The 25,786-nt window shown below is 66.0% G+C and carries 24 protein-coding genes; 15 read left to right on the top strand and 9 right to left on the bottom strand.

Annotated elements, in window-relative coordinates:
* The first annotated feature begins 7 nt into the window (after window positions 1–7).
* The 4 genes from ASF61_RS05840 to ASF61_RS05825 all read left to right on the top strand — a co-directional run bounded on the left by ASF61_RS05840 (window position 8) and on the right by ASF61_RS05825 (window position 3,519).
* Window positions 8–1,051 carry a CDP-6-deoxy-delta-3,4-glucoseen reductase gene (locus ASF61_RS05840; protein ID WP_056152385.1) on the top strand — a complete coding sequence of 348 codons (1,044 nt, stop codon included), beginning with the start codon at window positions 8–10 and terminating at the stop codon, window positions 1,049–1,051.
* A gap of 61 nt (window positions 1,052–1,112) precedes the next feature.
* Window positions 1,113–2,372 (top strand): MFS transporter, encoded by a 1,260-nt coding sequence (locus ASF61_RS05835; RefSeq protein ID WP_056152381.1) that lies wholly within the window; start codon window positions 1,113–1,115, stop codon window positions 2,370–2,372.
* Between the two features lie 10 nt (window positions 2,373–2,382).
* Complete coding sequence (locus tag ASF61_RS05830) at window positions 2,383–3,042, top strand: DUF1345 domain-containing protein (RefSeq protein WP_056152379.1); 660 nt, start codon at window positions 2,383–2,385, stop codon at window positions 3,040–3,042.
* A gap of 99 nt (window positions 3,043–3,141) precedes the next feature.
* On the top strand, window positions 3,142–3,519 hold the full coding sequence (locus tag ASF61_RS05825) for an HPF/RaiA family ribosome-associated protein (RefSeq protein ID WP_056152376.1): 378 nt from the start codon (window positions 3,142–3,144) through the stop codon (window positions 3,517–3,519).
* Window positions 3,520–3,543: 24 nt separating this feature from the next.
* On the opposite strand, the gene ASF61_RS05820 is transcribed toward ASF61_RS05825, so the two are convergent.
* Window positions 3,544–4,320 carry a helical backbone metal receptor gene (locus ASF61_RS05820; protein ID WP_056152605.1) on the bottom strand — a complete coding sequence of 259 codons (777 nt, stop codon included), beginning with the start codon at window positions 4,318–4,320 and terminating at the stop codon, window positions 3,544–3,546.
* A 206-nt stretch (window positions 4,321–4,526) separates the two neighbouring features.
* On the opposite strand from ASF61_RS05820, the gene ASF61_RS05815 reads away from it, so the two are divergent.
* A complete protein-coding gene (locus ASF61_RS05815; protein WP_056152372.1) occupies window positions 4,527–5,510 on the top strand; it encodes a GGDEF domain-containing protein in 984 nt (327 codons plus the stop codon).
* A gap of 117 nt (window positions 5,511–5,627) precedes the next feature.
* On the opposite strand, the gene ASF61_RS05810 is transcribed toward ASF61_RS05815, so the two are convergent.
* Entirely contained in the window at window positions 5,628–6,305 is a 678-nt protein-coding gene (locus tag ASF61_RS05810) for a DUF5610 domain-containing protein (RefSeq protein WP_056152369.1), read from the bottom strand.
* 79 nt (window positions 6,306–6,384) lie between these two features.
* Here ASF61_RS05810 and sbcB point away from each other — a divergent pair, with 79 nt between their 5' ends.
* The gene (gene sbcB / locus ASF61_RS05805; RefSeq protein WP_056152367.1) at window positions 6,385–7,827 is read left to right on the top strand and encodes an exodeoxyribonuclease I; all 1,443 of its coding nucleotides are present in this window, start codon (window positions 6,385–6,387) and stop codon (window positions 7,825–7,827) included.
* A 412-nt stretch (window positions 7,828–8,239) separates the two neighbouring features.
* On the opposite strand, the gene pyrF is transcribed toward sbcB, so the two are convergent.
* Window positions 8,240–9,058 carry an orotidine-5'-phosphate decarboxylase gene (gene pyrF / locus ASF61_RS05800; RefSeq protein ID WP_056152364.1) on the bottom strand — a complete coding sequence of 273 codons (819 nt, stop codon included), beginning with the start codon at window positions 9,056–9,058 and terminating at the stop codon, window positions 8,240–8,242.
* A gap of 93 nt (window positions 9,059–9,151) precedes the next feature.
* Here pyrF and ASF61_RS05795 point away from each other — a divergent pair, with 93 nt between their 5' ends.
* The 3 genes from ASF61_RS05795 to ASF61_RS05785 all read left to right on the top strand — a co-directional run bounded on the left by ASF61_RS05795 (window position 9,152) and on the right by ASF61_RS05785 (window position 11,532).
* Window positions 9,152–9,913: an SDR family NAD(P)-dependent oxidoreductase gene (locus tag ASF61_RS05795; RefSeq protein WP_056152361.1), complete on the top strand. Its 762-nt coding sequence runs from the start codon at window positions 9,152–9,154 to the stop codon at window positions 9,911–9,913.
* Window positions 9,914–10,233: 320 nt separating this feature from the next.
* Window positions 10,234–10,626 (top strand): VanZ family protein, encoded by a 393-nt coding sequence (locus ASF61_RS05790; RefSeq protein ID WP_056152358.1) that lies wholly within the window; start codon window positions 10,234–10,236, stop codon window positions 10,624–10,626.
* 339 nt (window positions 10,627–10,965) lie between these two features.
* Window positions 10,966–11,532, top strand: a complete 567-nt coding sequence (locus ASF61_RS05785) for a hypothetical protein (RefSeq protein WP_156369472.1) — start codon at window positions 10,966–10,968, stop codon at window positions 11,530–11,532.
* Window positions 11,533–11,557: 25 nt separating this feature from the next.
* On the opposite strand, the gene ASF61_RS05780 is transcribed toward ASF61_RS05785, so the two are convergent.
* Complete coding sequence (locus ASF61_RS05780; protein WP_056152353.1) at window positions 11,558–12,478, bottom strand: TraB/GumN family protein; 921 nt, start codon at window positions 12,476–12,478, stop codon at window positions 11,558–11,560.
* Between the two features lie 287 nt (window positions 12,479–12,765).
* On the opposite strand from ASF61_RS05780, the gene ASF61_RS05775 reads away from it, so the two are divergent.
* A complete protein-coding gene (locus ASF61_RS05775; protein WP_056152602.1) occupies window positions 12,766–13,776 on the top strand; it encodes an LLM class flavin-dependent oxidoreductase in 1,011 nt (336 codons plus the stop codon).
* Between the two features lie 370 nt (window positions 13,777–14,146).
* The gene (locus ASF61_RS05770; RefSeq protein WP_056152349.1) at window positions 14,147–15,307 is read left to right on the top strand and encodes an MFS transporter; all 1,161 of its coding nucleotides are present in this window, start codon (window positions 14,147–14,149) and stop codon (window positions 15,305–15,307) included.
* A 273-nt stretch (window positions 15,308–15,580) separates the two neighbouring features.
* Here ASF61_RS05770 and ASF61_RS05765 read toward each other — a convergent pair whose 3' ends face one another.
* A complete protein-coding gene (locus ASF61_RS05765; RefSeq protein ID WP_056152346.1) occupies window positions 15,581–17,221 on the bottom strand; it encodes a M28 family peptidase in 1,641 nt (546 codons plus the stop codon).
* A 116-nt stretch (window positions 17,222–17,337) separates the two neighbouring features.
* Here ASF61_RS05765 and gluQRS point away from each other — a divergent pair, with 116 nt between their 5' ends.
* Window positions 17,338–18,261, top strand: coding sequence for a tRNA glutamyl-Q(34) synthetase GluQRS (gluQRS, locus tag ASF61_RS05760; protein WP_056152343.1), 924 nt, complete (start codon window positions 17,338–17,340; stop codon window positions 18,259–18,261).
* Window positions 18,262–18,281: 20 nt separating this feature from the next.
* Window positions 18,282–19,790: a CYTH and CHAD domain-containing protein gene (locus ASF61_RS05755; RefSeq protein ID WP_056152340.1), complete on the top strand. Its 1,509-nt coding sequence runs from the start codon at window positions 18,282–18,284 to the stop codon at window positions 19,788–19,790.
* Between the two features lie 381 nt (window positions 19,791–20,171).
* Here the strand turns inward: ASF61_RS05755 and ASF61_RS05750 are convergent, their stop codons facing one another.
* The 3 genes from ASF61_RS05750 to ASF61_RS05740 all read right to left on the bottom strand — a co-directional run bounded on the left by ASF61_RS05750 (window position 20,172) and on the right by ASF61_RS05740 (window position 22,291).
* Entirely contained in the window at window positions 20,172–20,558 is a 387-nt protein-coding gene (locus ASF61_RS05750) for a hypothetical protein (protein WP_056152337.1), read from the bottom strand.
* 60 nt (window positions 20,559–20,618) lie between these two features.
* Window positions 20,619–21,218, bottom strand: a complete 600-nt coding sequence (locus ASF61_RS05745) for a LysE family translocator (RefSeq protein WP_056152334.1) — start codon at window positions 21,216–21,218, stop codon at window positions 20,619–20,621.
* Window positions 21,219–21,337: 119 nt separating this feature from the next.
* On the bottom strand, window positions 21,338–22,291 hold the full coding sequence (locus ASF61_RS05740) for a LysR substrate-binding domain-containing protein (protein WP_056152331.1): 954 nt from the start codon (window positions 22,289–22,291) through the stop codon (window positions 21,338–21,340).
* A 96-nt stretch (window positions 22,292–22,387) separates the two neighbouring features.
* On the opposite strand from ASF61_RS05740, the gene ASF61_RS05735 reads away from it, so the two are divergent.
* The gene (locus tag ASF61_RS05735) at window positions 22,388–23,143 is read left to right on the top strand and encodes an HAD family hydrolase (RefSeq protein WP_056152329.1); all 756 of its coding nucleotides are present in this window, start codon (window positions 22,388–22,390) and stop codon (window positions 23,141–23,143) included.
* A gap of 253 nt (window positions 23,144–23,396) precedes the next feature.
* Complete coding sequence (locus tag ASF61_RS05730) at window positions 23,397–24,788, top strand: DUF3422 family protein (RefSeq protein ID WP_056152326.1); 1,392 nt, start codon at window positions 23,397–23,399, stop codon at window positions 24,786–24,788.
* A 14-nt stretch (window positions 24,789–24,802) separates the two neighbouring features.
* On the opposite strand, the gene ASF61_RS05725 is transcribed toward ASF61_RS05730, so the two are convergent.
* Window positions 24,803–25,654, bottom strand: a complete 852-nt coding sequence (locus tag ASF61_RS05725) for an alpha/beta hydrolase (protein ID WP_056152322.1) — start codon at window positions 25,652–25,654, stop codon at window positions 24,803–24,805.
* Window positions 25,655–25,786 lie beyond the last annotated feature (132 nt).

The raw sequence follows: 25,786 nt of genomic DNA, 5'->3' as shown, positions 1-25,786 counted from the left end.
GGATTGTATGACGTTTCAAATTACTGTACAGCCTAGCGGCCACCGATTCCCGTGCGACGAGGACGAAACCATCCTCGCGGCCGCCATCCGCGCCGGCGTGGGACTGCCTTACGGGTGCAAGAATGGCGCCTGCAGCTCCTGCAAGGGCAAGGTGCTGGCCGGCGCCGTCACCCACAAGGCGCACCAGGAACGGGCGCTGAGCCTGGACGAGGAAGCGGCCGGCTTCGCGCTGTTCTGCTGCGCCACCACGGCCGGCGACCTGGTCATCGAGGCGCGCGAAGTGGCCGGCAGCGCCGAATACCCGATCCGCAAGATGCCGTCGCGCGTGAGCACCCTGGAAAAGGTGGCGCCCGACGTGATCGTCATGACGCTGCAGCTGCCGGCCAACGAGACGCTCAAGTTCCGGGCCGGCCAGTACATCGAATTCCTGCTGCGCGACGGCAAGCGCCGCAGCTACAGCATCGCCACTGCGCCGGGCGCCGACCAGCCGTTGTCGCTGCACATCCGCCACCTGCCGGGCGGCCTGTTCACCGACCAGGTATTCTCCACCATGAAGGAGCGCGACATCCTGCGCTTCGAAGGGCCGATGGGCACGTTCTTCGTGCGCGACGACAGCGACAAGCCGATGGTGCTGCTGGCCTCGGGCACCGGTTTCGCACCGATCAAGGCCATCGTCGAACACCTGCGCGCGGCAGGCGCCACCCGCCCGATGACCTTGTACTGGGGCGGGCGTCGGCCGCAGGACCTGTACATGGACGCGCTGTGCCGCGACTGGGCCGCCAGCATGCCCAACTTCCGCTACGTGCCGGTGGTGTCGAACGCCCTGCCGGACGACGGCTGGACCGGCCGTACCGGCTTCGTGCACCAGGCCGTGATGGCCGACCTGCCCGACCTGTCGGGCCACCAGGTCTATGCCTGCGGCGCCCCGCTGATGGTCGAGGCGGCGCAGCGCGACTTCGTCGCCCGCTGCGCCCTGCCGGAACAGGAGTTCTACGCCGACGCCTTTACCACCGAGGCCGATCTGCACCAGCCCGGATTAGTACAGTCCTGACCGCATCCACCCGCAGGGCCCGGGATGTAGAGTCCCGGCACTCTGCATCCTGAAAGCCTGCATGTCCGACAGTCCCACCCCTGCACCTTCCGCCAACGGCTTCAGCGTCCTGCGCCACCGTAATTTCACCTTCTACCTGCTGGCCCGCACGCTCGGCACCCTGGCCGTGCAGATGCAGAATGTCGCGATCGGCTGGCAGGTCTATTCGATGACCGGCAACCTGTTCGACCTGGGCCTGATCGGCCTGGCGCAGTTTGCGCCGTTCTTGCTGCTGATCCTGATCGCCGGCCACGCGGCCGACCGCTACAACCGCCGCAACCTGATCGCTGTCGCGCTCGCTGCGCAACTGCTGTGCGGCCTGTCGCTGCTGGCTTTTACCTACGCCGGCCTGACCCAGGTGTGGCCCGTGTTCGCGGTGCTGGTGCTGTTCGGCAGCGCGCGTGCCTTCATGGGCCCGGCCACCCAGGCCATCCTGGTCAACCTGGTGCCGCCCGACAGTTTCGCCCGCGCGGTGGCCCTGAGCTCGTCCAGCATGCACGTGGCGGTGATCCTCGGCCCCACGCTGGGCGGCCTGTTCTACCTGGCCGGCCCGAAGGCCGTGTACCTGGTGTCGTCGACCATGCTGGCGCTCTCGGTTATCCTGATGTGCCTGGTCAAGTCGGTCAAACAGCCGAGCAACCGCGCACCGGCTACCTGGCACACGGTGCTCGAGGGCCTGCGCTTCGTGCGATCGCGCCCGGTGGTGCTGGGAGCGATTTCGCTCGACCTGTTCGCGGTGCTGTTCGGCGGCGCCACGGCCCTGCTGCCGGCGCTGGCGCACGACGTGCTGCACGTGGGGCCGCAGGGCCTCGGCATGCTGCGCACCGCACCCGGCATCGGCGCCGCCCTGTGCTCGATCGCGCTGGCGTTTTTCCCGATCACGCGCCGCGTGGGTGCCTGGATGTTCGGCGGCGTCGCGGTCTTCGGTCTCGGCACGCTGGTGCTGGGCGCCACGTCCACCTTCGCGGTGGCGCTGGTGGCGCTGTTCCTGATGGGCATGGGCGACATGGTCAGCGTGTACGTGCGCCATCTGCTGGTGCAGTACGAAACGCCCGATGAAATCCGCGGCCGCGTCAGCGCCGTCAACTCGGTCTTCATCGGCGCCTCCAACGAGCTGGGCGAATTCGAATCGGGCGTGACTGCCGGCTGGATGGGCCTGACACGCGCGGTGCTGTTCGGCGGCGCCGCCACGCTGGCAGTGACGGGCCTGTGGGCCTATTTATTCCCAGTACTCTCGCGCATGGACCGCTTTCCCCATGACCAGAAAAAGGTAACGACATGAAGGTGATCCTATGAGCTGGCGCCCCACCCTGCCGCGCATCATCCACAGCCGCCCCCACCTGAGCCTGGCAGTGGCGATCGGCGCCGCGGTCTGGCCGTTGCTGCCCGGCGACTGGCACGCGCTTACGCGCCTGCTCACGGCATGGGACGTCACGGTCTGGCTGTACCTGGTGACCATGGGGGCCATGATGCTGCGCGCCGACCACCACGACATCCGCCACGCTGCCAAGCGCCAGGACGAAAAGGGGCCGGTGATCCTGGCCACGCTGTCGGTGGCGATCATGGTGTCGCTGGCCGCCGTCGTGCTGCAACTGGCGTCGGTCAAAAACCACCCCGACGACCTGCCGCTGCAGTATGCATTCGTGGCGCTGACGGTGATCGGTTCCTGGCTGATGGTGGGCGTGATGTTCTGCTCGCACTATGCCCACCTGTATTACGCCAGCGGGCAAGGCGAACCGCCGCTGGGTTTCCCGGACCGCGACCTGCAGCCGCACTACTGGGACTTCCTGTACTTCTCGTTCACGATCTCGGTGGCGGTGCAGACCTCGGACGTGAGCGTGCGCGACCGCGGCATGCGCAAAGTGGTGCTGGGCCAGTCGGTGCTGTGTTTCTTCTACAACCTGGCCATCCTGGGACTGTCGATCAACATTGCCGCGTCGCTGATCAACTGACCAGCACGGTTGCTTTCGAAGGTGGGCTACTTAACGCGAACCTAAGGATAAAAGGAGTAAGATGATTTCGCACATCAACAAAAAGACAGGAGCAATCGTATGCAAATCAACGTCAATTCCGATAAGACCGTTGCCGTTCATGCCGGCCTTCACGAGCATGTGCGCACCGTCGTCAGCGATTCACTCCACCGTTTCGGCGAACAGATCACCAGCGTCGAAGTGCACCTCAGCGACAACCTGGGCCAGAAATCGGCCGACGGCGACAACCGCTGCCTGATGGAAGCGCGCATCACTGGCTACAAGCCGATTGCCGTCAGCGACCATAACGCCACCCTGCACCAGGCCATCGGCGGCGCCTCTGCCAAGCTCAAGCGCGCTATCGACAGCGCCCTCGGTCGCCTGCACGACAAGGACAAACACCACGCGCCGGCCAAGGACGCCGTCGCTGCCGACGACATCGAAGAAACCCGCGAATAACCGTGGACCGGCGACGGCCCGCCATCAGGCGCGGGCCAGTTGCCGCAGATACCGCAAACCCGGCAGCGCGCGGCTGCCGTACCACGACAACAGCTCCCCATCGACCAGCATGACCGGCTTGCCGATCTGCTGCTCAAGCGCGTGCACATGCGCTTCGGTGAACCGGTACGGTTCGCTCGACAACAACACCCCATCGATCCCCTGCACCAGTTCCGGCGACCAGCGGAACTGCGGGTAGCGCACGTCGCCCAGCAGCGGCACCTGCCAGCCGATTTCGGCTAGCATGCGGGCGATATAGGTGTCGGGCGAAATCGTCATCCACGGATCTTGCCAGATCACGTACAACATCGTTTGCGGCGGGCCTTTCGGGGCGGCCTGCAGGGCCGCGTGCTCGGCCTCGAATGCGGCGCACCACTGCGCAGCCGCCTCGGCGCGGCAGAACACGCCGCCCAGCAGGCGCGCCAGCGCCACGTTGTCCTGCGGTCCCAGCGGGTGGGTCACGACGATGTGGGGAACGAACTGGGCCAGCAGGTCGACCGTGTCTTTTTCGTTCTCGTCGATATTGACCACCAAGTGGGTCGGCGCCAGCTGGCGGATCTTGTCGAGGTTGACGTCCTTGGTGCCGCCTACCTTCGGGATGGTCTGCACCAGGTCGGCCGGGTGGATGCAAAAGCCGGTGCGGCCCACCAGCTGTGGCGCCAGGCCCAGGTCGCACAGCATCTCGGTCAGCGACGGCACCAGCGAGACGATGCGGGCGTTCGGATCGGGGCGGTGCGCGGTACCGAGCGCGTCGGTGAACATCGGGTCGGTGGTGGTGGTCAAATCGGCTCCTCGCTCGTGCGTTGCCGGATAGACTACCGCATGCCGGGGCTGCCTGTGTAACATTTACACCGCTTATCGAACGCGGCGCCAGGCGCCGGCGTGACCGCCGGGGGGCTTTGGGCTATCATGGGGTGTGCCTGGCGGTGCTTGCCAGCACCTATTGCTGCGCTATTGAAAGAACCGACTTGAAACAGATCAGTACCTTCGGCAGCGCCGGCTACCAGCCCGGCGATCTGCAGCTGCTGCGCGACGCCGGCGACGACGCTGCTGTCGCCCGGCTGCTGGCCCCCTGCCCCATCATGCGCCTCAACGCGGGCCAGGCCGTCGCCGAGTCGAACCAGGCGCGGCTTTATATCGTGCTGCGCGGCGCACTGGCCGTGGAGACCGATACCAGCACCGGCATGACCGACGGCACGGTCAGCAAAGTGCTGCCCGGCGAGAGCGTGGGCGAGCAGTCGGTGCTCGACGAGGAAGCCAACCTGGCCAGCATCACCGCGCTCGAAGACAGCGACATCCTGGTGATCGAAGCGCACCTGGTATGGCAGCTGATCGACGAATCGAACGTGCTCGCGCGCAACCTGCTGCGCCTGCTGTCGTTCCGCATCCGCGCTGCCAATGCCCAGCTGCGCCGGCGCCAGAAGGTCGGCGAGTTCTACCGGCAAATGTCGATGAACGACGCCCTCACCGGCTTGTACAACCGGGCCTGGCTCAACGACGTGCTGCCGCGGCTGACCACCACGGCCCACAGCACGGGCGCGCCGCTGGCGCTGATCATGATCGACCTCGACCATTTCAAACGCTTCAACGACAGCCATGGCCACCTGGCCGGCGACCAGGCCTTGCGCGCTGCCGCGCAGGTACTGAGCGGGGCCTTGCGGCCCACCGATTTCGCGGTGCGCTACGGCGGCGAGGAAATGATGGTGCTGTTACCGGACACCAGCGGCCCGATGGCGGTCGCCGTGGCCGAACGCCTGTGCGAACGCATGCAACAGGCGCAGGTGTTTGCCGACATGCGCCTGCCGCTGCCGCACATCACGGCCTCGTTCGGCGTCGCCACGCTGGAGGCGCGGCAAAACGAGCAGGACCTGATCGCCAGCGCCGACGCCGCCCTGTACCGCGCCAAGGAGCTGGGCCGCAACCAGGTGGCGCAGCAAGCCGCCGGCAGCTGAATTTTCAGCAGCCGGTTTTTCAGCAACCGTCCGATCTGGCGCCCACCCACGCTGTGGTTGCCACTGCTTTAGCAAATACGATGCGCGTTTCGGCAGCCAGCCTCAGCAGCCATTTGGTCAGACGGCGGGCGGATCGATCTGGCGCACGCCGGCGCCGCTGTCGCCGTTGCCGGGCGCTTTGGGCGTGACCGCGGCGCTGACGCCGACTGCGCCGGTAGCCTCTGCCCCGGCCGGCGGCGCCTTTTGCGCAGCGGCAAAATCGGCAAAGCCCTTCTGAATCAGGTCGTACGTCTTGTCGATGTTGGCCGACAGCTCGCCGTTGAGCACCTTGAAGCCCTCGAGGATGCTGCGCGCTTCCTTGAAACCCTGCTCCACGCCCTTCTTGACGGTATCCATGAAGTTGTTGAGCGCGGTCTCGTCGTCCTGGCCGGGGTTCTGCCGCTTGTACGCTTCGTAAAAACCGGTGGACAGCGCTACAATGCGGTTCGCCGTCGCTTCCGGCGTATTGTCCTGCGACGCCGCATTCTGGATCGCATCCTTGCCGAAATCGGCCTCGAGCGCCTCGTTGATGCCGGTGAGCGCAGTCTTAAACACCACCGACATCGGATCGTTGGCCGTTTTCAGCGACACCGTCAGCGATGCCTGCACGATCGATGCGTTGAGCTGGGCCTTGGCCTTGGCGGTCGGCGATACGTCGGCGGTTTTATCGCTGCCGGTGGCGCTGGCCTTGACTGCGCCGACGCTACTGCTGCCGACGTTGCTGCTACCTGGAGTAATGGATACCGGAGTCGCCATGATGATGCTCCCTGTGAGTGCCTGAATTCCGATTATCGGCAGTTTTACCAATAACTGTAGCCCCCCTGAACACGCCTCTATGACCACACAGACTTTCCTCTGGCACGATTACGAAACCTTCGGCGCCGTGGCGCGCCGCGACCGCCCGGCGCAATTTGCCGCGATCCGCACCGATGCCGAGCTCAATGAAATCGGCGATCCGATCATGTTGTATTGCCAGCCCGCCAACGATTTCCTGCCTGATCCGCAATCGTGCCTGATCACCGGCATCACTCCGCAGCAGTGCCTGGAATGGGGCGTGCCCGAGCACCAGTTCGCCCGCACCATCGAGCAGGCGTTTGCCGAGCCGGGCACGATCGGCGTCGGCTACAACACGATCCGCTTCGATGACGAGATCACCCGCTTCATGTTCTGGCGCAACCTGATCGACCCGTATGCGCGCGAGTGGCAAAACGGCTGCGGCCGCTGGGACCTGCTCGACGTGGTGCGCATGACCTACGCGCTGCGCCCCGAAGGGATCGAATGGCCGGTCAGGGAAGACGGCAAGCCCAGCTTCAAGCTCGAACACCTGGCCAAGGCCAACGGCCTGCTGCATGAAGCGGCGCACGATGCGCTGTCTGACGTGCGCGCCACCATCGCGCTGGCGCGCCTGATCCGCCAGCGCCAGCCCAAGCTGTTCGATTTCTGCCTGGCCCTGCACAAGAAGGACCGCGTGGCCGACGAGATCGGCATGCACCTGGCGCCGCAGCTGCGCGCGCCGTTCCTGCACGTGTCCGGCATGTTCCCGGCCGAGCGCGGCTGCCTGGCGCTGGTCTGGCCGCTGGCCACGCACCCGACCAACAAAAACGAGGTGATCGTCTGGGACTGCAGCTACGACCCGACCGAACTGTTCACGCTCGACGCCGACGCCATCCGCACCCGCATCTTTACCCGCGCCGACGCCCTGCCCGAGGGCATGACGCGGCTGCCGATCAAGAGCATCCACCTGAACAAGTCGCCGATGCTGGTTGCCAACCTGAAAACCCTGTCGCCGGCCATGGCCGCGCGCTGGGGCATCGATCTCGAACAGGGCAAGGCCCATGCCGCCATTGCCGCCGCCGGCCGCAATCTCGACGCCGAGTGGTCGCAGGTGTTCCACCGCCCGGCCGGCGCGCCGCTCGACGTGGACGAAGACCTGTACAACGGCTTCGTCAGCCGCGACGACCGCCGCACGCTCGACAGCCTGCGCCAGGAAAGCCCGGCGCGCCTGGCCGCCGCCTCGCCGTCATTCGGCGACGCCCGCCTGGCCGAACTGGTGTTCCGCTACCGCGCACGCAACTTCCCGGAGACCCTGTCGGAGACGGAAACGGAACAGTGGGAACAGCACCGCGCCGAACGCTTCTACGAAGGCGCAGGCGGCGCCCGCACCATCGACCAGTTCTTCGGCGAGATCGATCAGTTGCAGCAGGACGCCGACGAACGGGCCGAACAGATCCTCGGGGATTTGTACGACTACGCGGAAATGGTCGCGCCGGCGCACTGACAACAACCTTGCCTGGCACGCCTGCGCCAGTCATGCCCGACGATCCAAGCCGTCATTTCCCGCCTGCTCGAACGTCATTCCCGCGCAGGCGAGAATCCAGGGAACACCTGACAGAGGTAGCGCCTGCCGGTTCTATTCGGATTGTCTGAAGAATTGGATCCCCGCCTGCGCGGGGATGACGGAGCGCACCGCGTTGAAACCGCATCCCCGTCCGCTAAAATCGTCATTCCCGCGCAGGCGGGAATCCAAGGAACGCCTGAACAGGCGTAGCGCCTGCCGGTTCCATTCGGATAGTCTGAAGAACTGGATCCCCGCCTGCGCGGGGATGACGGAACATCGCGTCCGATATGCTGGCGTTCGATGTGCATCCCCGCCTGCGCGGGGATAACGGACTCGCAGCAAACGTTGACGATCAGCGATGCAGATTGATCGCGTCGCGCGTGTCCAGCGCCACGCGGCGCGCAGCGCTGGCGAAGTCTTCGCCGGCCTGCGGCGCCGCGTACAGGATGGCCCGCGACGAATTGATCATCATGCCGGTGCCGGCAGCGCTCTTGCCCGACCGCACAGTGGCAGCGACATCGCCGCCCTGGGCGCCGATGCCGGGCACCAGCAAGGGCATGTCGCCGACGATGGCGCGCACCTGCGCCAGCTCTTCCGGGTAGGTAGCGCCCACCACCAGCGCGCACTGGCTGTTGCTGTTCCACTTCTCGGCCACCAGGCGCGCCACGTGCTGGTACAGCGGCTGGCCGCCGACGTCGAGAAATTGCAGGTCCGAGCCGCCCGCGTTCGAGGTGCGGCACAGGATGATCACGCCGCGCTCGCGCCACTCCATGTAAGGCTCGACCGAATCGGATCCCATGTAGGGGTTGACGGTGACGGCGTCGGCGCCGTAGCGGTCGTATGCCTCGCGCGCGTACTGGCGGGCGGTGGCGCCGATGTCGCCGCGCTTGGCGTCGAGGATCAGCGGAATGTGCGGGTAGTGCTCGCGCAGATAGGCGCAGATTTGCTCGAGCTGGTCTTCCGCCGACAGCGCAGCAAAATAGGCGATCTGCGGCTTGAACGAGCAGGCCAGGTCGGCGGTGGCGTCGATGATCTCGCGGCAAAAATGAAAAATGCCTTGCGGATCGTTGCGGAACTGCGCCGGCAGCTTGGCCATGTCGGGATCGAGGCCGACGCACAGCAGCGAGTCGTTGCTGGTCCACGCGGCGGACAGTTTGTTGATGAAATTCACGGCGCACCCTTCTGGTCTGTTGCAAACCCTCTATTGTAGCGCGGCCATGTCCGACTGATAGAATTCGCCCGTCATCCCATCGAAAGCACAACCATGAAATTATCCGGAAAAGTCGCCATCGTCACCGGCGCCACCCAGGGCATCGGCCTGGCCTGCGCCCGCCGCCTGGTCGCCGAAGGCGCCAGGGTCATGCTGGTGGACATCAAGCCCGACGGCGAACAGGCTGCCGCCGCGTTGGGCGATGCCGCCCGCTTCTTCGCTGCCGATGTCAGCCAGAAAGCGGATGTGGACACCATGCTGGCCGATACCCTGGCCGCGTTCGGCCGCGTCGATATCCTGATCAACAACGCCGGCGTGACCCACGCCGCCGACTTCCTCGACGTCACCGAGGACGACTTCGATCGCGTGCTGCGGATCAACCTGAAATCGATGTTCCTGTGCGGCCAGGCCGTGGCGCGCGAGATGGTCAAGCAGCAAAGCGGCGTGATCATCAATATGTCGAGCGTGAACGCCGAGCTGGCCATCCCCAACCAGGTGCCTTATGTGGTGTCGAAAGGCGCGATCAACCAGCTGACCAAGGTGATGTCGCTGAACCTGATCCCGCACGGCATCCGCGTCAACGGCATCGGACCCGGCACCATCCTGACCGAGCTGGCGAAGCAGGCAGTGATGTCGAGCCCGGAGGCGCGCCACACGATCCTGTCGCGCACGCCGATGGGACGCTGCGGCGACCCGGAGGAAGTGGCGTCGATTGCCGCCTTCCTGGCCAGCGACGACGCCAGCTACATGACCGGACAAACGCTGTACGTGGACGGCGGCCGCATGGCGCTCAACTACACGGTGGCGGTCAAATAAACGGGAAACCCGGCTGTTATTCGGGAATCAAATGTCTGGTATCCGAAACATCAATTAGACACATATCTTGGGGACGCGCATAATTGCACCTGTCTCCACTATTCTCCTCCAAGAAAATAGTTTTAAGCCCGCTTTCATCAGCGGGCTTTTTTTTTGGGCTCGTCGTCCGAATGGTTGTCGCTTGTCATGGCGGCGTCACAATCGCTGCTTATACTGGGTCCATCTTGAGTACATGCAACCGATAGGCATGACTGAAGAAAGGTGCACCGGCAGCGGTGCACCACTCCCCAATTCCTGGCACGCGTGGTAAGGTTTGCTTCATGATCAAGCAAATTATTCTTTCCTCCTCGCATGCCCGCCTTCGTTACTGGACTGCCATCTTCCTCTTCCTGATGATCCTGGTGCTAGGTTCCCTGCCCGGCGCCCGGCAGGAAATCGGCCAGGTGGCCTCCGGCGTCCTGCTTCACTCCACCGCCTACGCGGGCCTGACCTTCCTGCTATTCACCGGCACTACCGGTTCGCTGGCCCAGCGCGCCGTCAAGTCGGTGCTGACCATCGCTGCCATGGGCGCCCTGGACGAATACGTGCAAAGCTTTTTTCCGTATCGCCACGGTGCGGTCTCGGACTGGCTGGTCGATTGCAGCGCTGCCGTGCTGATGACCGTGGTCATGTGCGTCTTGTGGTCGCACTATCGCATCCGGTCGTCAGGCTGACCTCGCCACAGCGGCCGTTCCCGCAGGCCCGCTCGACATCCTCCTGCAGTTGTTGAAGTTGCTCAGCCTGGGCCACGCGTACCAGGCCGTGCAATGCATGCGTCATCAGGTGCTTGCAGCGCGGATCAGTCTGCTCTCCGCAGGTCGACGTAATTAACTGTTCGATAATGGTATCTGTTACGCGTGTCAACATATCGATGTCCTTTAAAAGTGATACCGGACAATTATTGCTTGTGGGTAGCATGATTCAATTGATGTACATCAAGCGTCCGGACCGGTGCATGAACGAAGTACGGCGGTTCGGCTCTGACCTGTTTTGATACTTCAAGGGAGGCAGAGATGAACCGTGCAACATTCGGCAAACAGGGCAGGCTGACCATAGCAATGAGTATGCTGCTGCTCGCGGGACTGGCGGGATGCGCGTCCGATTCCATGCGCGGCGGCGCAAACAGCGGCTATACCTCCGGCGGCTCCGGCAGCACCAGCAGCACCAGCGGCTACACGTCGAGCGGCAGCAGCGGCTCGGGTACGGCAGCCACGGGCGCCGGCCCCGGCGGGGGCGGAGGCGTGCCGGCCGCAGGCACTGCCGGCGCCGGGACCGGCAGCTCGGGCATGAGCGGCAGCGGCAGTGCGGACAGCAGCGGCATGAGCGGGAACGCGGCCGGCACCGGCAGCACGACGCAAGCCTCGTACGGCGTGGTGCAAGCGATCGATCAGCTGCCGGCGGGCATGGGCGACACGACCGGGAGCAGCGCCACCAGTGCAACGGCCGGCGGCCCCACCCCGTACCGCATCAGCGTGCGCATGGACGATGGCAGCAGCCAGAGCATCGTTGTCGATACCCTGCCGTCGTACAAGGTGGGCGACCGGGTGCGCTACAGCAGCGGCGCGCTCACCGCCTATTAAGTCCTGTCAAGGCCGATGAACGGCGTCAATACAACTGCTCGACCCGGTAGCCGCGGCGCTTGAGCAGTTGCGGCAGGCCATCGTCGCCGACCAGGTGCAGCAATCCGACGCCCACGAAGGCAACCCGGTCCTGCTGCATGATGCGCTCGATATTGGCCGCCATTTCCGGATTGCGCTTGCCCAGCAGGACGCGCTGCATGAATTCGGCCGCTATCGAGTTGCCGCTGGTGGCATTGCGCCAGGCAGCTTCGATGCCGGGGATGTCGGCAGCGTTCCAGGCCTCGATCAGCGCCAGCGATTTCTTCATTGCCGTGCCGTTGTCGAGGTCGGCCAGGCTTTCCAGCAAATATTGCTCTTGCTGGCGCGGGTCCAGCGTATCGAACAAGCCCAGCTGATAGTCTGCGCTCTCGAGCTGGCGCACGGCCTTGTCCTGCTGCTGCGCTGCGGCCAGCAGCGCGTATTCCGCCGCCTGGGCACGCTTGAATCCGCGCGCATCGAGTTCGGTACCGATGAGCAGGTTGGCAATCAGCCATGGCTTGAATTGCTGCACCGATTGCAGCGACAGCCCGGCGCGCGCCAGCGCCGGCACCAGCTTTTGCACGGTGGCGGGCTGCACATGGTTTTGCACCTGGTCGCCGGCAGCGTAGCGGCCATGCCGCGTCATGGCTTGCTGGAAGGCGGCATTTTCGCGGATATCGAGCTCGATCACCAGCGCCCTGGCACCGAGCAGCGCCTGCGCGGCTTGCGCATCGAGCGGATAAACGCCGTCCTTGCCGACGTGGATGGTGCCGTACAGATAGCTGGTCTTGCCATCGAGCGTGACCTTGTACAGCTGGCCGCGGCGCGGCGCAGCCGCTTCGGCTACCCCGGCCGCGTAGGCAACCTGTCCCGCCTGGCCCAGCAGGCCCAGCACCAATGCAAACAAGACAATCATTCTGGCAGGCATGCGCGTTCCCGACGATGGCAGCCGATGCCATCGAAATAAGATTCGATAAAGGAGATGGGCGAGCTGCGGCCGGATGCCGCGCTGTTTCCCATGGTAAATCAGGCAGGCTGCAGGGAAAAACTATTTGTGACGCAGCTGCCGGTTTTTGTGACTTATTTCCACGCAGGCGTCTGTTTTGATCCACTTCGATACCAATTCGATATCAGCACCAATCTTCAGCGTGGCAATAACCACACCGATTCCAGGGACTCGCTTGAAACTGTCGGTGACGGCCCGATATGGACTGCATGATTCCATTTTCCATACTCGACCTGTCGCCGATCGCCGAAGGCAGCAACGCTTCCGCATCGTTCCGTAACACACTCGACCTCGCCCAGCACGGCGAGCGCTGGGGCTTCCAGCGTTACTGGCTGGCCGAGCACCATGGCATGCCCGGGATTGCCAGCGCGGCCACGGCCGTCCTGCTGGCCCACGTGGCGGGCGGCACGTCCACCATCCGCGTCGGTGCTGGCGGCATCATGTTGCCGAACCACTCGCCGCTGGTGATTGCCGAGCAATTCGGCACGCTGGAGGCGCTGCACCCGGGCCGGATCGACCTCGGTCTGGGGCGGGCGCCGGGCTCGGACCACACCACGGCGCGCGCGCTGCGCCGCAACCTCGAGTCCGACTCGGACGCATTCCCGCAGGACGTGCTGGAATTGCAGGACTATATGAGCGATACGCCGCGCCAGCGCGTGCTGGCCGTGCCTGGCAAAGGCGCCAAGGTGCCGCTGTGGATACTCGGTTCAAGCACCTTCGGCGCGCAGCTCGCTGCGCACCTCGGGCTGCCGTTCGCATTCGCGTCGCACTTTGCGCCGTCGATGATGCAGCAGGCGATTACCCTGTACCGCAGCAATTTCCAGCCGTCGGCGCAACTCGACAAGCCTTACGTGATGCTCGGGTTTAACGTATTTGCCGCCGACACCGACGAGGAAGCGCATTTGCGCGCCACGTCGATGCAGCAGGCGTTCGTCAATCTGCGCACCGGCAACCCCGGCAAGCTGCAGCCGCCACGCGCCGGCTACCTGGAGTCGCTTGGCGTTGCCGAGCGTACCATGCTCGATTCGGTGCTGTCGTGCACGGCCATCGGTGCGCCGGACACGGTCCGCCAGCGCCTGCAGCAATTCATCGCCCGCACCGGCGCCGACGAACTGATGATCACGTCGCAAATCTTCGACCACCAGCACCGGCTGCGCTCGTACGAAATCACGGCTGAAGTGCGCCAGTCGCTTCAGCGCACCGAAGCCGGCTTTGCCTGAGCAGTCGGTTCGCTCGTGAACGGCACGCTGGCGCCGCTCCCATGCAGCGCGTCAGCCAGTCTGCCGGTCGCCTTAACGCGCCGACGCCGGAACTGCCTGACCTCGGTTCGTGGTTGAATGGCACGCTGGCGCCGTTCCCCCTGCCCGGCGCGCCAGAGCCTGTTCATCGCCGGTGCATGACCTGTTCACCACCGCAGGCGTCGCTGCAGCTGTTATCGCAGTCATCACGCGGCATGCGCGATGCTGCGATGGTTCGCTTGAGACGCCGCCGTCAGCAGTAATCATCTGCCCGCTGTAAAATTGCCGCCTTTTCAAAAAAGGAGCAATTCCCGTGAGCCAGTCCCACGCCCAGCAAGAACTTACTCCCGGCATGGTCTGGTTGTTTGCCATCGCGACCGGCCTGATCGTCGCCAACCTGTATTACGCCCAGACCCTGATCGGCCCCATCAGCCGTGCGACCGGCCTCGATCCCGGCGCTGCCGGACTGATCGTCACCCTGACCCAGATCGGATACTGCCTGGGCCTGCTGTTCATCGTGCCGCTCGGCGACCTGGTGGAAAACCGCCGCCTGATCTTCAGCTCGCTGGTGGTGTGCGCGCTGGCGCTGGTCGCCGCTGCCGTGGCCGGCAATCCGCTGGTGTTCCTGGCAGCAGCCCTGTGCATCGGCCTCGGTTCCGTGGCGGCCCAGATCATCGTACCGTTTGCCGCCCACCTGGCGCGCCCCGAGGAACGGGGCCAGGCCGTGGGCAAGGTCGTCAGCGGCCTGCTGATGGGCATCATGCTGGCGCGCCCGGTCGCCAGCCTGGTGGCCGATGCGTTCGACTGGCACGCGATCTTCGTGTTGTCGGCGGTGGTAACGATTGCGCTGGCGTTTCTGCTGCGCGCGCGATTGCCGCAGCGCCAGCCGCAAGGTGGCATGCATTATTTTGCGCTGCTCGGGTCGATGTGGCATCTGCTCAGGACCACACCCATCCTGCGCCGCCGCGCCGCCTACCAGGCCTGCATGTTCGGCGCCTTCAGCCTGTTCTGGACCTGCGTGCCACTGGAATTGATGGGACCGAATTTCGGCATCAGCCAGAGCGGCGTCGCCCTCTTTGCACTGGCTGGCGTGGCCGGCGCCATCGCCTCGCCGATCGCCGGCCGCCGCGCCGACCAGGGCAAGAGCCGCTCCAATACGCTGGCGGCGCTGCTACTCGGTGCGCTGGCATTCGCAACGCCATGGCTGACGGCCACCCAGCTGGACCTCGGCCGCAGCGCGGGCCTGGCGATCCTGGTGACCGCCTCGATCATCCTCGATGCCGGCGTCTCGGCCAGCCTGGTCACCGGCCAGCGCGCGATCTTCTCGCTGCCGGCCGACGTGCGCAGCCGCCTGAACGGCCTGTACATGGCATTATTTTTCATGGGTGGCGCCATCGGCTCGTCGCTGGGCGGCTGGATGTTCGCCCACTACGGCTGGCACGGCGTCCTGCTGACCGGCCTGGCGTTTCCGCTGATCGGACTGGCCGTCTATGCCACCGAGCCACGCGCCTGATTTACACCGGCGCGCAAGCTGACGGATCCGCGCCAGCGATCTGCATGACCGCGCCACGTCGATGCGCCGCGCAACAGATCTACGGAACTGATCTACGCAACTGCGCCAAGCAATTGCGCTGCGCAACCGGTCCAGTCACTCGGGCAGCCGGTTGTGCGGGGCGCTGCCCATCGACCAGCGCGCCACAGCAGCGGCGCCCCGCGCATGCCGAGCGCCGCTGCCGGCACCGGCGCGTGAAGGCTGCGCCCTCATCGGCGCGCCGGTGCAACCGCATCACTTGACGTTGCGCGGGCGGGCAAAAGCATCGCCCGCCTTCCACTCCGGCAGCTTGGGATTGTTGGCGATGATGCGGCCGAGGTTCAGCGTGAACTGCGCCGTTTGCAGCATGCCCGACAAATCCCAGGCCGGATCGTATTCGTCGCTGGCCTGGTGGTAGCGCTTGCCGTAAGCCTTGGCTTTTTCGGCCGATCCGGCCGGGTCCTTGATGTACTCGCTGCCCGATTCGATCGAAAAGGCCGGCACGCCGTTCTTGGCAAAGCTGAAGTGGTCGCTGCGGAAATAGCCGCCGGCCAGGTCCGGTTCGGCCTTGGCGATATGCATGCCCATGGCCTTGGCAGCCGCCGTGGCCATCTTGCCCAGCTCGGTGCGCTCGCTGCCCTCGGTGCCGATGTCGCGCGTGGCGCCGACGAAGTTCAGGCTGTCGAGATTGAGGTTGGCGGCCGTCTTTGCCAGCGGCCACAGCGGCGACGTGGCATACGCCGCGCTGCCCAGCAGGCCCTGCTCTTCGGCTGCCACCCACAGGAACATCTGGCTGCGCCTGGTCGGTGCGCGCCTGGCTTCCTGCGCCATCGCCAGCAGGGCAGCGCTGCCGGAGGCATTGTCCACCGCGCCATTGAAGATGGTGTCGCCGCTGTCACCCTGCTTGCCGAGGTGGTCATAGTGGGCGCTGTAGATCACCACCTCGTCCTTGAGCGTGGGATCGGTACCGGGCACCACGGCCGCGATATTGAATTGCTCGACCTTGCGCACGGCTGCCTTCATCTCGCCGTTGACGCTGGCGTTGAGCGGCACCGGCTTGAAGTCGGCGCGCTCGGCAGCGGCGCGCAGCGTGTCGAGGTCCTGGCCGGCAGCCTTGAACAGGGCGCGCGCCGTGTCGTCGGTCATCCAGCCCTGCAAGGGCGTGCCCAGCGTGCCGGCGGCCAGCTGGAAGCGCTCCACGCCCGACCAGCTGTTCTGGATCACGCTCCAGTCGTACGACGCCGTGGGCGTGGTGTGGATCAGGATCACGCCGGCTGCCCCCTGGCGCTTCGCTTCCTCGAATTTATAGGTCCAGCGGCCGTAATAGGTCAGGCCCTTGCCGTTGAAACGGTTGGGCTGCTCGGCAGTCGGCTGCGGATCGTTGACCATCGCCACCAGGATCTTGCCCTTCAGGTCCACGCCCTTGAAATCATCCCATTTCTCATCGGCCGCCTTGATGCCGTAACCGACGAACACCAGACCGGCGTTCAGCTGGTGCACGGCAGTGGCGTCGCCGGGTGCAAACACCCAGTCCTTGCCGAAGGCAGCCGGCAGCGCCTTGCCGTTCGCTTCGAGCTTCAGCGAGCTCTCGGCAGGCAGGGTCTTGACGCCGGCGATCTGCACCGACTGGCGAAAGCTGTTGCCGTTGCCGGGCGTCAGGCCCAGCGCCTGCGCCTGGGTTTCCAGGTAGAGCGCAGCGAGGTCGGCGCCGCGCTGGCCGGTGCCGCGGCCTTCGAGCAGATCGTTGGACAGGAAAGCAAGGTGGGCGCGCAGCGGCGCTTCCTGCACAAGGGCCGGAGCGCTGGTAGCGGCAGCCTGGGCAGCGTTGACAGGAAACGCCAGCGCCAGGCTCATGGCCAGTGCGGAGGCAACGAAGGAAGGGGTCATTTTGTGCATGATGTCCTGAGGTGGTGGTCGCGGCCCGGTCAAAATTTGCCGCGCACACATTGTATGACATTGCATCGCCGGTGTCGGCAGTGGGTGCGCAGCACGCGGCGCGCTAGAATGGTGTCATGACAGACTGCACCGCACATCGCCGCTACGTCGGCCGCTTCGCGCCCTCGCCCACCGGACCGCTGCATCTGGGCTCGCTGGTCGCGGCCATGGCCAGCTACCTCGACGCCAAGGTCCACCATGGCCGGTGGCTGGTGCGCATCGAAGATGTCGATGGCGACCGCAACGTGGCCGGCGCCGACCAGCACATCCTGGCGTCGCTGGAGCGCTGCGGCATGGCCTGGGACGGCGACGTCACCTGGCAAAGCCGGCGCACCGCCCTGTACGACGCAGCGCTGCGCCAGCTTGGCGACCTGGTCTATCCCTGCGGTTGTTCCCGGCGCGAGATCGCCGATTCGCAGCTGCGCCTCGGCGGCCGCCAGGCGCAGGCGCTGATCTACCCGGGCACCTGCCGCCACGGGCTGGCGCCGGGCAAGACCGCGCGCGCCTTGCGCCTGAAAGTGCCGCAGTCGCCGCACTGCGTGCGCGCTTTCGACGACCGCTGGGCCGGCCACATCAGCCAGGACCTGACCGACGACGTGGGCGACTTCGTCATCCGGCGCGCCGACGGCTTCTGGGCTTACCAGCTGGCCGTGGTGGTGGACGACGGCGCGCAGGACATTACCGACATCGTGCGCGGCGCCGACCTGCTCGATTCGACGCCGCGCCAGCTGTACCTGCAGCAGGTGCTGGGCCTGCCGCATCCGAGTTACCTGCACGTGCCGGTGGTGGTCAACGAACTCGGCGAAAAACTGTCGAAACAGACCGGTGCTCAGGCCTTCGATACGGGCGCCGCGCCGCAGCAACTGTTGACGCAAGCACTGCTGCCGGCCGCGCGTTTCCTCGGCATGGACATCGCGGCGACGTCGATCGCCGACTTCTGGCGCCAGGCGATTCCGGCCTGGGAAAATGTACTGGCGCATACGTGTGCCCCCGTACGCTGAATCTGGCCTACACTGATCCCATGGAAATCGAACTCAAACTGCTGCTCGACCCCGCCCACAACGCCACCCTGATGGCGCTGCCGCTGATTGCCGACCATGCCGACGGCAGTCCGCACCGCCAGCACCTGTCCGCGCATTATTTCGATACGCCGGACCTGCACCTGCTGCGTCATGGCGCCGGCCTGCGCGTGCGCCAGGAGGATGGCGTCTGGATACAGACCATGAAGGCCGGCGGCAGCGTCCAGAGCGGGCTGCACAGCCGCAACGAATGGGAAGGTCCGGTCAGCCGGCCCTGGCCGCAACTGGGCAAGCTGCGCAAGCAGGTCGGTGACGACAGCCGCTGGCGCGACATGCTGGCCGCGCCCGAACTCAAGCAGCGCCTGGAAGCCCTGTTCACGGTCGAGGTGGAACGCCACGCCTGGCAGCTCGATATCGAAGGCAGCCGCATCGAGCTGGTGCTCGACCAGGGCCATATCGAGCGGCTCGGCAGGCGGCTTGCCATCAATGAAATCGAGCTCGAACTCAAGGACGGCGATCCGTCCGCGCTGTTCTCGTTCGCGCTGGCGCTGCACCAGTACCTGCCGCTGCGGGTCAGCAACGTCAACAAGGCCCAGCGCGGCTACCAGCTGTGCCGGGAGACCGGTACCACGCCCTACCGTGCCCGGGCGCTCACGCTCGATGCCGACGCCACCGTGGCCCAGGCCCTGCAAGCGATCCTCGGCAATTGCCTGCAGCATATCCAGCACAACGAGCAGGCCGTGATCGACGGCGACGACCCGGAAACGCTGCACCAGATGCGCGTCGGCCTGCGCCGCATGCGTTCGGCACTGAAGCTGTTCGGCGATGCTGCACCGTGTCCGCCCGCACTGGCCGACGACATCGCCTGGCTCAACGGCGAACTGGGCGCCGCGCGCGACGCCGACGTGCTGCTGACCGACACCCTGCCCCTGGTGCAGGCCAACCCGGGTGGCAAAAACGGCCTGATGGCGCTGCAACAGCTGGCGCTGAGCGCAGCGCAGGCGCACCGCTCGGCGGCAGCGCAGGCGCTGCGCTCGCCGCGCTACACGCAGCTGTTGCTGCGCCTGGGCCTGTGGATGCAACACCTGCCCACCGACGTGCCCGACGCACCGCTGGCCGGCTTTGCCAAGACCACGCTGCAGCGCCTGCACAAGCGCCTGCTCAAACGCGCGCGGCGCATGGACGAGGCCGATCCTGCCTCGATCCACGCCACCCGCATCGCAGCCAAGCGCGCCCGCTATGCGCTGCAGTTCTTCCAGGCCCTGTACCGCGAAAAACCGGTGCGCCAGTACCTGAAGGTGCTGGCGGCGATCCAGTCGGCGCTGGGCCAGCACAACGACCTGGTGGTGGCGGAAACGCTGCTGCGCGACCTCGCCGAGCGCCACCCGGAGGCGCTGGACGCCATCAGTTTCGCGCGCGGCTACCTGCAGGGGCTGCAGGCGCGCGAGCCGGTCGATCTGGACGCCATCCGCAACAGCTTGCACCTGCTGCGCCTGCCGCGCCCGGACTGAGCCGGCTGCTGGCGGCTTGCACGGCGGCGGCCATCGGCCTGGAGGATTGCGGCCAGCGTTGCGCCGGCCCGGGCGAACTGCCCGGGCCGGCCGTCCCCCTGCAGGATGGCGCTGCGCGTGGCACTTGCCAGCCCAGGCTGCGCCGTAGCGGCTGTCACCTACAGACTGCGCTGCGCGTGGCGCCCGTCGGCCCAGGCTGCCCGCTAGCGGTCGTACCCCTGCAGGATGGCGCTGCGCGTGGCGCCCGTCGGCCCAGGCTGCTCGGTAGCGGCCGTCCCCTTACGGATGGCGCTGCGCGTGGCGTCCGCCGGCACAGGCTGCCCGGCGGCAGCGGTTGCCGTTCGCCGTCGGCCGCTCAGCGCTCGCCCGCCGATGGCGTCGTTAGCGCGGCAGCTGCCGCGCGACCACCACCCAGTTGACGGCGGTCTTGCAGCGCGCCTGCTGGACGGCGGCCAGTGCGTCGTCGGCTTCGGTGGTGGCCTGCGGGTATTCCTTGCTGCCTTCGATCTTGAAGTGCAGCTGCGGCTGGCTGGAGCTGGCCATCTTCGACAGTACCGGCGCGAAGCCGCGCTCGGTGAGCACCTGGCGGCAGGGTGCAATGGCTTTCAGGTCGTCCGACTCGAGCTTGATGGTCAGCGTCCAGCGCTCGACGATGCCGTGGGCCGCCAGCTCCGGATCGGGCAGCATCAGGTTCGACGGCAAGGTGGCGGCGGCAGCGGAACCCAGGGTGCAGGCCAGCAGGGCGGCCAGGGACAATCGACGGGACATCGGCATTCCTAAAAAGTGAAATCGAGCCGCCATGGTAGCAGTCTTCGCAACCGAGGGGCGTCAGCTGCGCAGGATCGGATACAGCGACGCCAGCAGCAGCAAGGCCATGCTGACGTTGAAGATGCGCACCGAGCGTGGATCGTGCAGGAAGCGGCGCATGACCACGCCGAACAGCGCCCACGCCCCCACGCACACGATGCCCACCAGCAGGAACACCAGCGCCAGCAGGCCCACATCGTTCAGTTGCGCCGGCGCCGGCAGATAGGTGCTGATGGCGCCGACGATCATCATCCATGCCTTCGGGTTGACCCACTGGAAAGCGGCAGCGCCCCAGAAGCCCATCGGCTTCGACAGCCGCGCCTGTTCGGCAGCCATGGGCGCCGCATGGGCCAGCTTCCATGCCAGCCACAGCAGATAGAGGGCGCCCACGTATTTGAGGATCAGCTGCAGTATCGGCGCCTGCGCGAACACGGCCTGCAAGCCGACACCGACCGCGATCACCATGAACGAGAAGCCGCCGCAAATCCCGAACAGGTGCGGCAGCGAGCGGCGGAAGCCGTAATTGAGGCCCGATGCGAGGATCATGGTGTTGTTGGGGCCGGGCGTGATGGAACTGGCGACGGCAAAGGTACACAGCGGCAGCAGCAGGTCTGGGGACATGGCGTTTCCTGAAAGGGAGATCAGCGATTGTATGCGCCGGTGTGCCGGCGTGTACCAGTACAGTCTTGCGATCAATGTCACGTACTGTGCCGGTCGAACCACCGTTACAGCCGTGGCACTCAGGCGCGCGTGCGCCGCCGTCCCAGCAATTTATAGACGCTTTCCAGTTCGCGCGCCACCAGGTCCTGGCCGTTCTCGATCACGAATTCCTGGAACGACGCCGCCACCTTGGGAATCGGCTGATCGGTCAGGTGCATGATCTGCCAGTCTGCATCGACCGGGTTGCCGGCCATCGGCAGAATGGCCAGCAGGCCCGCCTCGAATTCGAGGCCGCACGCGTGCACCGACAGAAAGCCGAGCCCGAGGCCGGCCGACACCATGCGTTTGATCGCCTCGTTACTCGACACTTCCGACCCGAATTCGAGCGGATGACCGGCGTCGCGCAACAACCGCTCGACAGCGGTGCGGGTGCCCGAGCCGCGCTCGCGCACCATCAGGTTGGCGCCCTTCACATCGGCCAGCGTCAGCCGCTTCTTCTTCATCAGCGGGTGGGCCGGGCTGGCCACGAAGGCCATCGGGTGGCGCGCGAAACGGGCCGCGTTGGTGCGCAGTTCGCGCGGCGGCGTGCCCATGATGGCCAGGTCGATCTCGTGGCGCGCCAGCATGCTGATGATCTCGGCGCGATTGCCTACCTGGAGCTTCAGCCGGACGTCGGGGCGCTCGAGCGTGAACGGCACCAGCAGCGGCGGCAGCAGGTGCTCGGCAGTGGTGACCGCGCCGATGCGCAGCGTGCCGCTGGTGACGCCCTGCAGCGCCGCCAGTTCTTCCTCGGCCTGCTGCCACAGGCGCAGCATGCGTTCGGAAAAATCGAGCATCACCTCGCCGGCTGCCGTCAGCTGGATATTGCGCCCCACCTTGCGCGTGAGCGCAAGGCCGGCGATGTCCTCGAGCGTACGCAATTGCAGCGAAATGGCGGGCTGCGTGACGTGCATCGCATCGGCCGCGCGCGATACGCTCTCGTGGCGCGCCACCAGGATCAGCGATTGCAGCTGGCGGAAACTCGGGTATTGCATCAGTCTATCCTTATCAATTACTGAAAATCTTTAATTTTTCTTTTGTCCATACTACCGGTATATTGGCGGGATTGACACAGTTTAGCGAGGTATTCCATGAGCATAGACGTGATCTTCCTGGGCCTGGACGGCGTGCTGTTCGACACCGAAGCATCCCATCTGGCAGCCTGCAATACCGCTTTCGCCTCGGCCGGCCTGTCGCTGCACTGGGACGCGCGCGCCCTGCGCCACGCCGCTGCCACCTGTGGCTACGCCTGCGCCCTCCGCGGCGCCCTGCCACCGAACCTGGCGGCCCGCGACCGCAAGCGCGCAGCCGCGATGGAGCACGACAAGCACCGCGCGTTTCACCAGGCGATCGTCGCCGCGCCGCTGCCGGCGCTGTCGGCGGCGCTGGCCCTGATCGCCGATGCGAGCGCCGACGGCTGCAAGATCTGCATCGTGACCGACCTGCCTGCCGCCACCGCATCCGCGCTGCTGTCGCACGCGTTCGGCGCCGACGTCAACAGCCTGTTTACGGTGGTCACGGGCGGCGCCAGTTTCGACGGCCCGGCCGGCACCGGCCCGTATGCACGCGCCCTGCACGCCATCGGCGTGCACGCGTCGGACGCCATCGCCATCGACGCTGGCGCCCCGGCCCTGGACGCAGCGCAAGCTGCCGGCCTGTGGACGGTCAGCATCGCCCCGGCCGGGCATGGCGCCGACGTGGTGCGCCCGCGCCAGTTCATCACCTACGATGCGCTGCGCGAGCTGCACGGCGGCCCGTACGGCCACCAGGCGCCGCAGCCTGCGCCGATGTCGGCGCCGCTGCCGGCAGCGGCGACGGCTGCACCGGCCCGCAAGCTCGCTGCCTGATGCGACCACTTGCGACGCTACGCCGCACGCGGTGACGTCGCAAGCCGACGCAGCGCAGTTCAACCCGCGATCGCGGCAGGCGCGGCGCGTCTCACCACCTGGTGCGGGCGACTGGCGCGCAACGCCGGTGCGCGCCATCTGCCAGCCGCCTACCGATAACGCTGTTGACCCGTGTCCATACCGCGCGGTTGTGGCCCGCGTGCGGCCGTCATATACTGCACTGCAACATATTTACTTACTTCCCAAGGACGTCATGCCCCAGCCGCTTGCCTACCGCGCCACTGCCGATTTTGCCAGGCTCAATCACCCGCTGCGGGTGCCGCTGTCGGCTGAGATCCATTCCCGCCCGTTTCTGCAGCTGCAGGCGCCGGAAAGCCTGACCCATTTCGCGCTGTACGTGCAGCAAGACCATCCGTCGCAACAGCTGCACCGCAGCACCCAGCACGCGATCCTGCAGCAGCTGTGCGGCCACTATGGCGTGGCGGCGCCGGGCGCCCAGGCGCGCTACTTTTATCACGACTTCGGCCGCTTCCGCCTCAAGTGGGAATGCCATACCGAGTTTGCCACCTTCACGTTCGTGGAAGGCGCCGACATCGATCCCGATTTCCGCCAGGCGTTCCAGCAGGTGCCGCTGCGGCACGTGCCGCAGGAGTGGCTGGCTGGCCTGCACGGCAAGATCATCGTCGCGGCCCATGTGCTGCTGTGCAGCGGCGTGGCCGGCAGCGACAAGACCGAATCGATTGCAGCCCTGTTTCACGGCAAATCGCTGGTCGGCAGCAATGCGGCCGGCGCAGCCGAAGTGTGGACCGACTTCCTGATCCAGCCCGATGGCTTCAGCCGCTTCGTGGTGCGCGACCTCGGCTTGCGCGAGTTCCAGTCCGGGCGCCTGGTCAGCCGCCTGCTGGAAATCGAAACCTACCGCATGATGGCCTTGTTGGGACTACCGAACGCGGAAGCGTCGCAGCCGCTGTTGAACGGCATCGAAGGCGAGCTGGCCGACCTGACCGCCACGCTGGTGCAGGCCGACCAGCCCGCGCCGGCCGCGCGCATCGACGCCCGCGAGGAAAGCCGCCTGCTGCACAACATCACCAGCCTGGCGGCGCGGCTGGAAAAAATCTCGGTCAACAACAGCTACCGCTTCGCCGCCTCGCAGGCGTATTTCAGCCTGGTGCAGGCGCGCATCCACGAACTGCGCGAAGTACGGATCGCCGGCATCCAGACCCTGGCCGAATTCATGGGCCGCCGGCTGGCGCCGGCCATGCACACCTGTACTTCGGTGGCGCTGCGCCAGGAAGCGCTGGCCAAGCGTATCGGCCGCAGCAACGACCTGCTGCGCACCCGCGTCGGCATCGAGCAGGAAGGCCAGAACCGCCGCATCCTGCAATCGCTCGACGCCCGCGCGGCCCAGCAGCTGCGCCTGCAACAGGCGGTGGAAGGCCTGTCGGCAGTAGCGATTTCGTATTACACGCTGGGGCTGATCGGCTACGCCGGCAAGGCGCTCAAGGCTGCCGGCATGCCGGTCAACCCGGACATCCTGCAGGGGGTGGCGGTGCCGGTGGTGATCGCGGCCGTGTGGCTGGGACTGCGACGCGTGCACCACCATATCGCCGAGCGCAGCGCCGGCACGCCGCGCCACCCGGCCTGAAAAGCTCGCAGCCCTTACACCGGCAATACCGCTTGCGGATAGAAGCGGTCGGTCAGGAAGTAGGCGATGCGCTCCTGCGTCTCCGGCAGGTAGGGGATGTTGATGTGATTGGAGCCGGGCACGATTTCGTCGGCCTGCAGCGTGCCCAGTTTTTGCACCAGCAGGTCGGTATGCGCATGCGGCACGATGTCGTCGTGTTCCGAACGCAGCACGTAGACGGGCGCACTGATCTTTTCCGCGTATTTCACCGACTCGAACTTGTGACGCAGCACATACTCGACCGGCAGCGTGCGGAAGCGGCGCTTGGCGATCGCCAGGATCGAATCGTAGGGCGTGAGCAGCACCACGGCGCACGGCTCGCGGTCGATCGCCACCTGCACCGCCACCCCCGAACCGAGGCTGCGCCCCACCACTGCCATGCGCCTGGCATCGACATGATGGCGGTCGGCCAGCCAGTCGTAGAGCATGCGCCCGTCCTCGACGAAATGGGTTTCGGCCGGGTCGCCGTGCGAGTCGCCGTAGCCACGGTAGTTCACGGCCAGCACGGCCATGCCCGGAAACAGCTTGCCGGCGTCGCGCGCCACCCACGACACTTCTTCCGACCGCCCGCCAAAATACACGACACCGGGATGCGGGCCGGCCAGGCGCGGCGTCATCAGCCAGCCGGACAGGCGCGTGCCATCCTTGGCGCGTATCACCACCGCGCGCGTGCGGTGGCCGGCGCTGTAGGGGTTGCGCACTTCGCGCCGGCTGCCCAGCGGATTGAACAGAAGCCTGCTCTGGCTGGCCGCCACCGCAGCCGTCAAGCCCAGCCAGACCACGCCCAGCATGCCGGCCAGGCCGGCGACTTTCTTAATTGGTTTCATACCGACACTTTACTCTTTTTCGCCCGATGGTCGGTTCACAAACGTACAAAACGTTTTCCCTCAAGGGAACCCGGGAAAACCGTCGCGAGCGGACCACGCCCGCAGCTATCGGCATAATCGGTATAATCGCCG

This window comes from Duganella sp. Leaf126 (genome assembly GCF_001423125.1).
Lineage (GTDB): Bacteria > Pseudomonadota > Gammaproteobacteria > Burkholderiales > Burkholderiaceae_D > Rugamonas.
This window is presented reverse-complemented; position numbering and strand designations above follow the sequence as displayed.

Excerpts from the sequence above, each read along its gene's own strand:
- ASF61_RS05825 (WP_056152376.1), top strand. The coding sequence starts at position 3,142 with ATGCAAATCAACGTCAATTCCGATAAGACCGTTGCCGTTCATGCCGGC.
- ASF61_RS05730 (WP_056152326.1), top strand. The coding sequence starts at position 23,397 with ATGCCCCAGCCGCTTGCCTACCGCGCCACTGCCGATTTTGCCAGGCTC.
- ASF61_RS05835 (WP_056152381.1), top strand. The coding sequence starts at position 1,113 with ATGTCCGACAGTCCCACCCCTGCACCTTCCGCCAACGGCTTCAGCGTC.
- ASF61_RS05770 (WP_056152349.1), top strand. The coding sequence starts at position 14,147 with ATGGTCTGGTTGTTTGCCATCGCGACCGGCCTGATCGTCGCCAACCTG.
- ASF61_RS05810 (WP_056152369.1), bottom strand. The coding sequence starts at position 6,305 with ATGGCGACTCCGGTATCCATTACTCCAGGTAGCAGCAACGTCGGCAGC.
- ASF61_RS05750 (WP_056152337.1), bottom strand. The coding sequence starts at position 20,558 with ATGTCCCGTCGATTGTCCCTGGCCGCCCTGCTGGCCTGCACCCTGGGT.
- ASF61_RS05820 (WP_056152605.1), bottom strand. The coding sequence starts at position 4,320 with ATGTTCACCGACGCGCTCGGTACCGCGCACCGCCCCGATCCGAACGCC.
- ASF61_RS05735 (WP_056152329.1), top strand. The coding sequence starts at position 22,388 with ATGAGCATAGACGTGATCTTCCTGGGCCTGGACGGCGTGCTGTTCGAC.
- ASF61_RS05745 (WP_056152334.1), bottom strand. The coding sequence starts at position 21,218 with ATGTCCCCAGACCTGCTGCTGCCGCTGTGTACCTTTGCCGTCGCCAGT.
- ASF61_RS05785 (WP_156369472.1), top strand. The coding sequence starts at position 10,966 with ATGAACCGTGCAACATTCGGCAAACAGGGCAGGCTGACCATAGCAATG.
- ASF61_RS05740 (WP_056152331.1), bottom strand. The coding sequence starts at position 22,291 with ATGCAATACCCGAGTTTCCGCCAGCTGCAATCGCTGATCCTGGTGGCG.
- ASF61_RS05780 (WP_056152353.1), bottom strand. The coding sequence starts at position 12,478 with ATGCCTGCCAGAATGATTGTCTTGTTTGCATTGGTGCTGGGCCTGCTG.
- gluQRS (WP_056152343.1), top strand. The coding sequence starts at position 17,338 with ATGACAGACTGCACCGCACATCGCCGCTACGTCGGCCGCTTCGCGCCC.
- ASF61_RS05830 (WP_056152379.1), top strand. The coding sequence starts at position 2,383 with ATGAGCTGGCGCCCCACCCTGCCGCGCATCATCCACAGCCGCCCCCAC.
- ASF61_RS05775 (WP_056152602.1), top strand. The coding sequence starts at position 12,766 with ATGATTCCATTTTCCATACTCGACCTGTCGCCGATCGCCGAAGGCAGC.
- ASF61_RS05765 (WP_056152346.1), bottom strand. The coding sequence starts at position 17,221 with ATGCACAAAATGACCCCTTCCTTCGTTGCCTCCGCACTGGCCATGAGC.
- ASF61_RS05795 (WP_056152361.1), top strand. The coding sequence starts at position 9,152 with ATGAAATTATCCGGAAAAGTCGCCATCGTCACCGGCGCCACCCAGGGC.
- ASF61_RS05840 (WP_056152385.1), top strand. The coding sequence starts at position 8 with ATGACGTTTCAAATTACTGTACAGCCTAGCGGCCACCGATTCCCGTGC.
- ASF61_RS05755 (WP_056152340.1), top strand. The coding sequence starts at position 18,282 with ATGGAAATCGAACTCAAACTGCTGCTCGACCCCGCCCACAACGCCACC.
- sbcB (WP_056152367.1), top strand. The coding sequence starts at position 6,385 with ATGACCACACAGACTTTCCTCTGGCACGATTACGAAACCTTCGGCGCC.
- ASF61_RS05725 (WP_056152322.1), bottom strand. The coding sequence starts at position 25,654 with ATGAAACCAATTAAGAAAGTCGCCGGCCTGGCCGGCATGCTGGGCGTG.
- ASF61_RS05790 (WP_056152358.1), top strand. The coding sequence starts at position 10,234 with ATGATCAAGCAAATTATTCTTTCCTCCTCGCATGCCCGCCTTCGTTAC.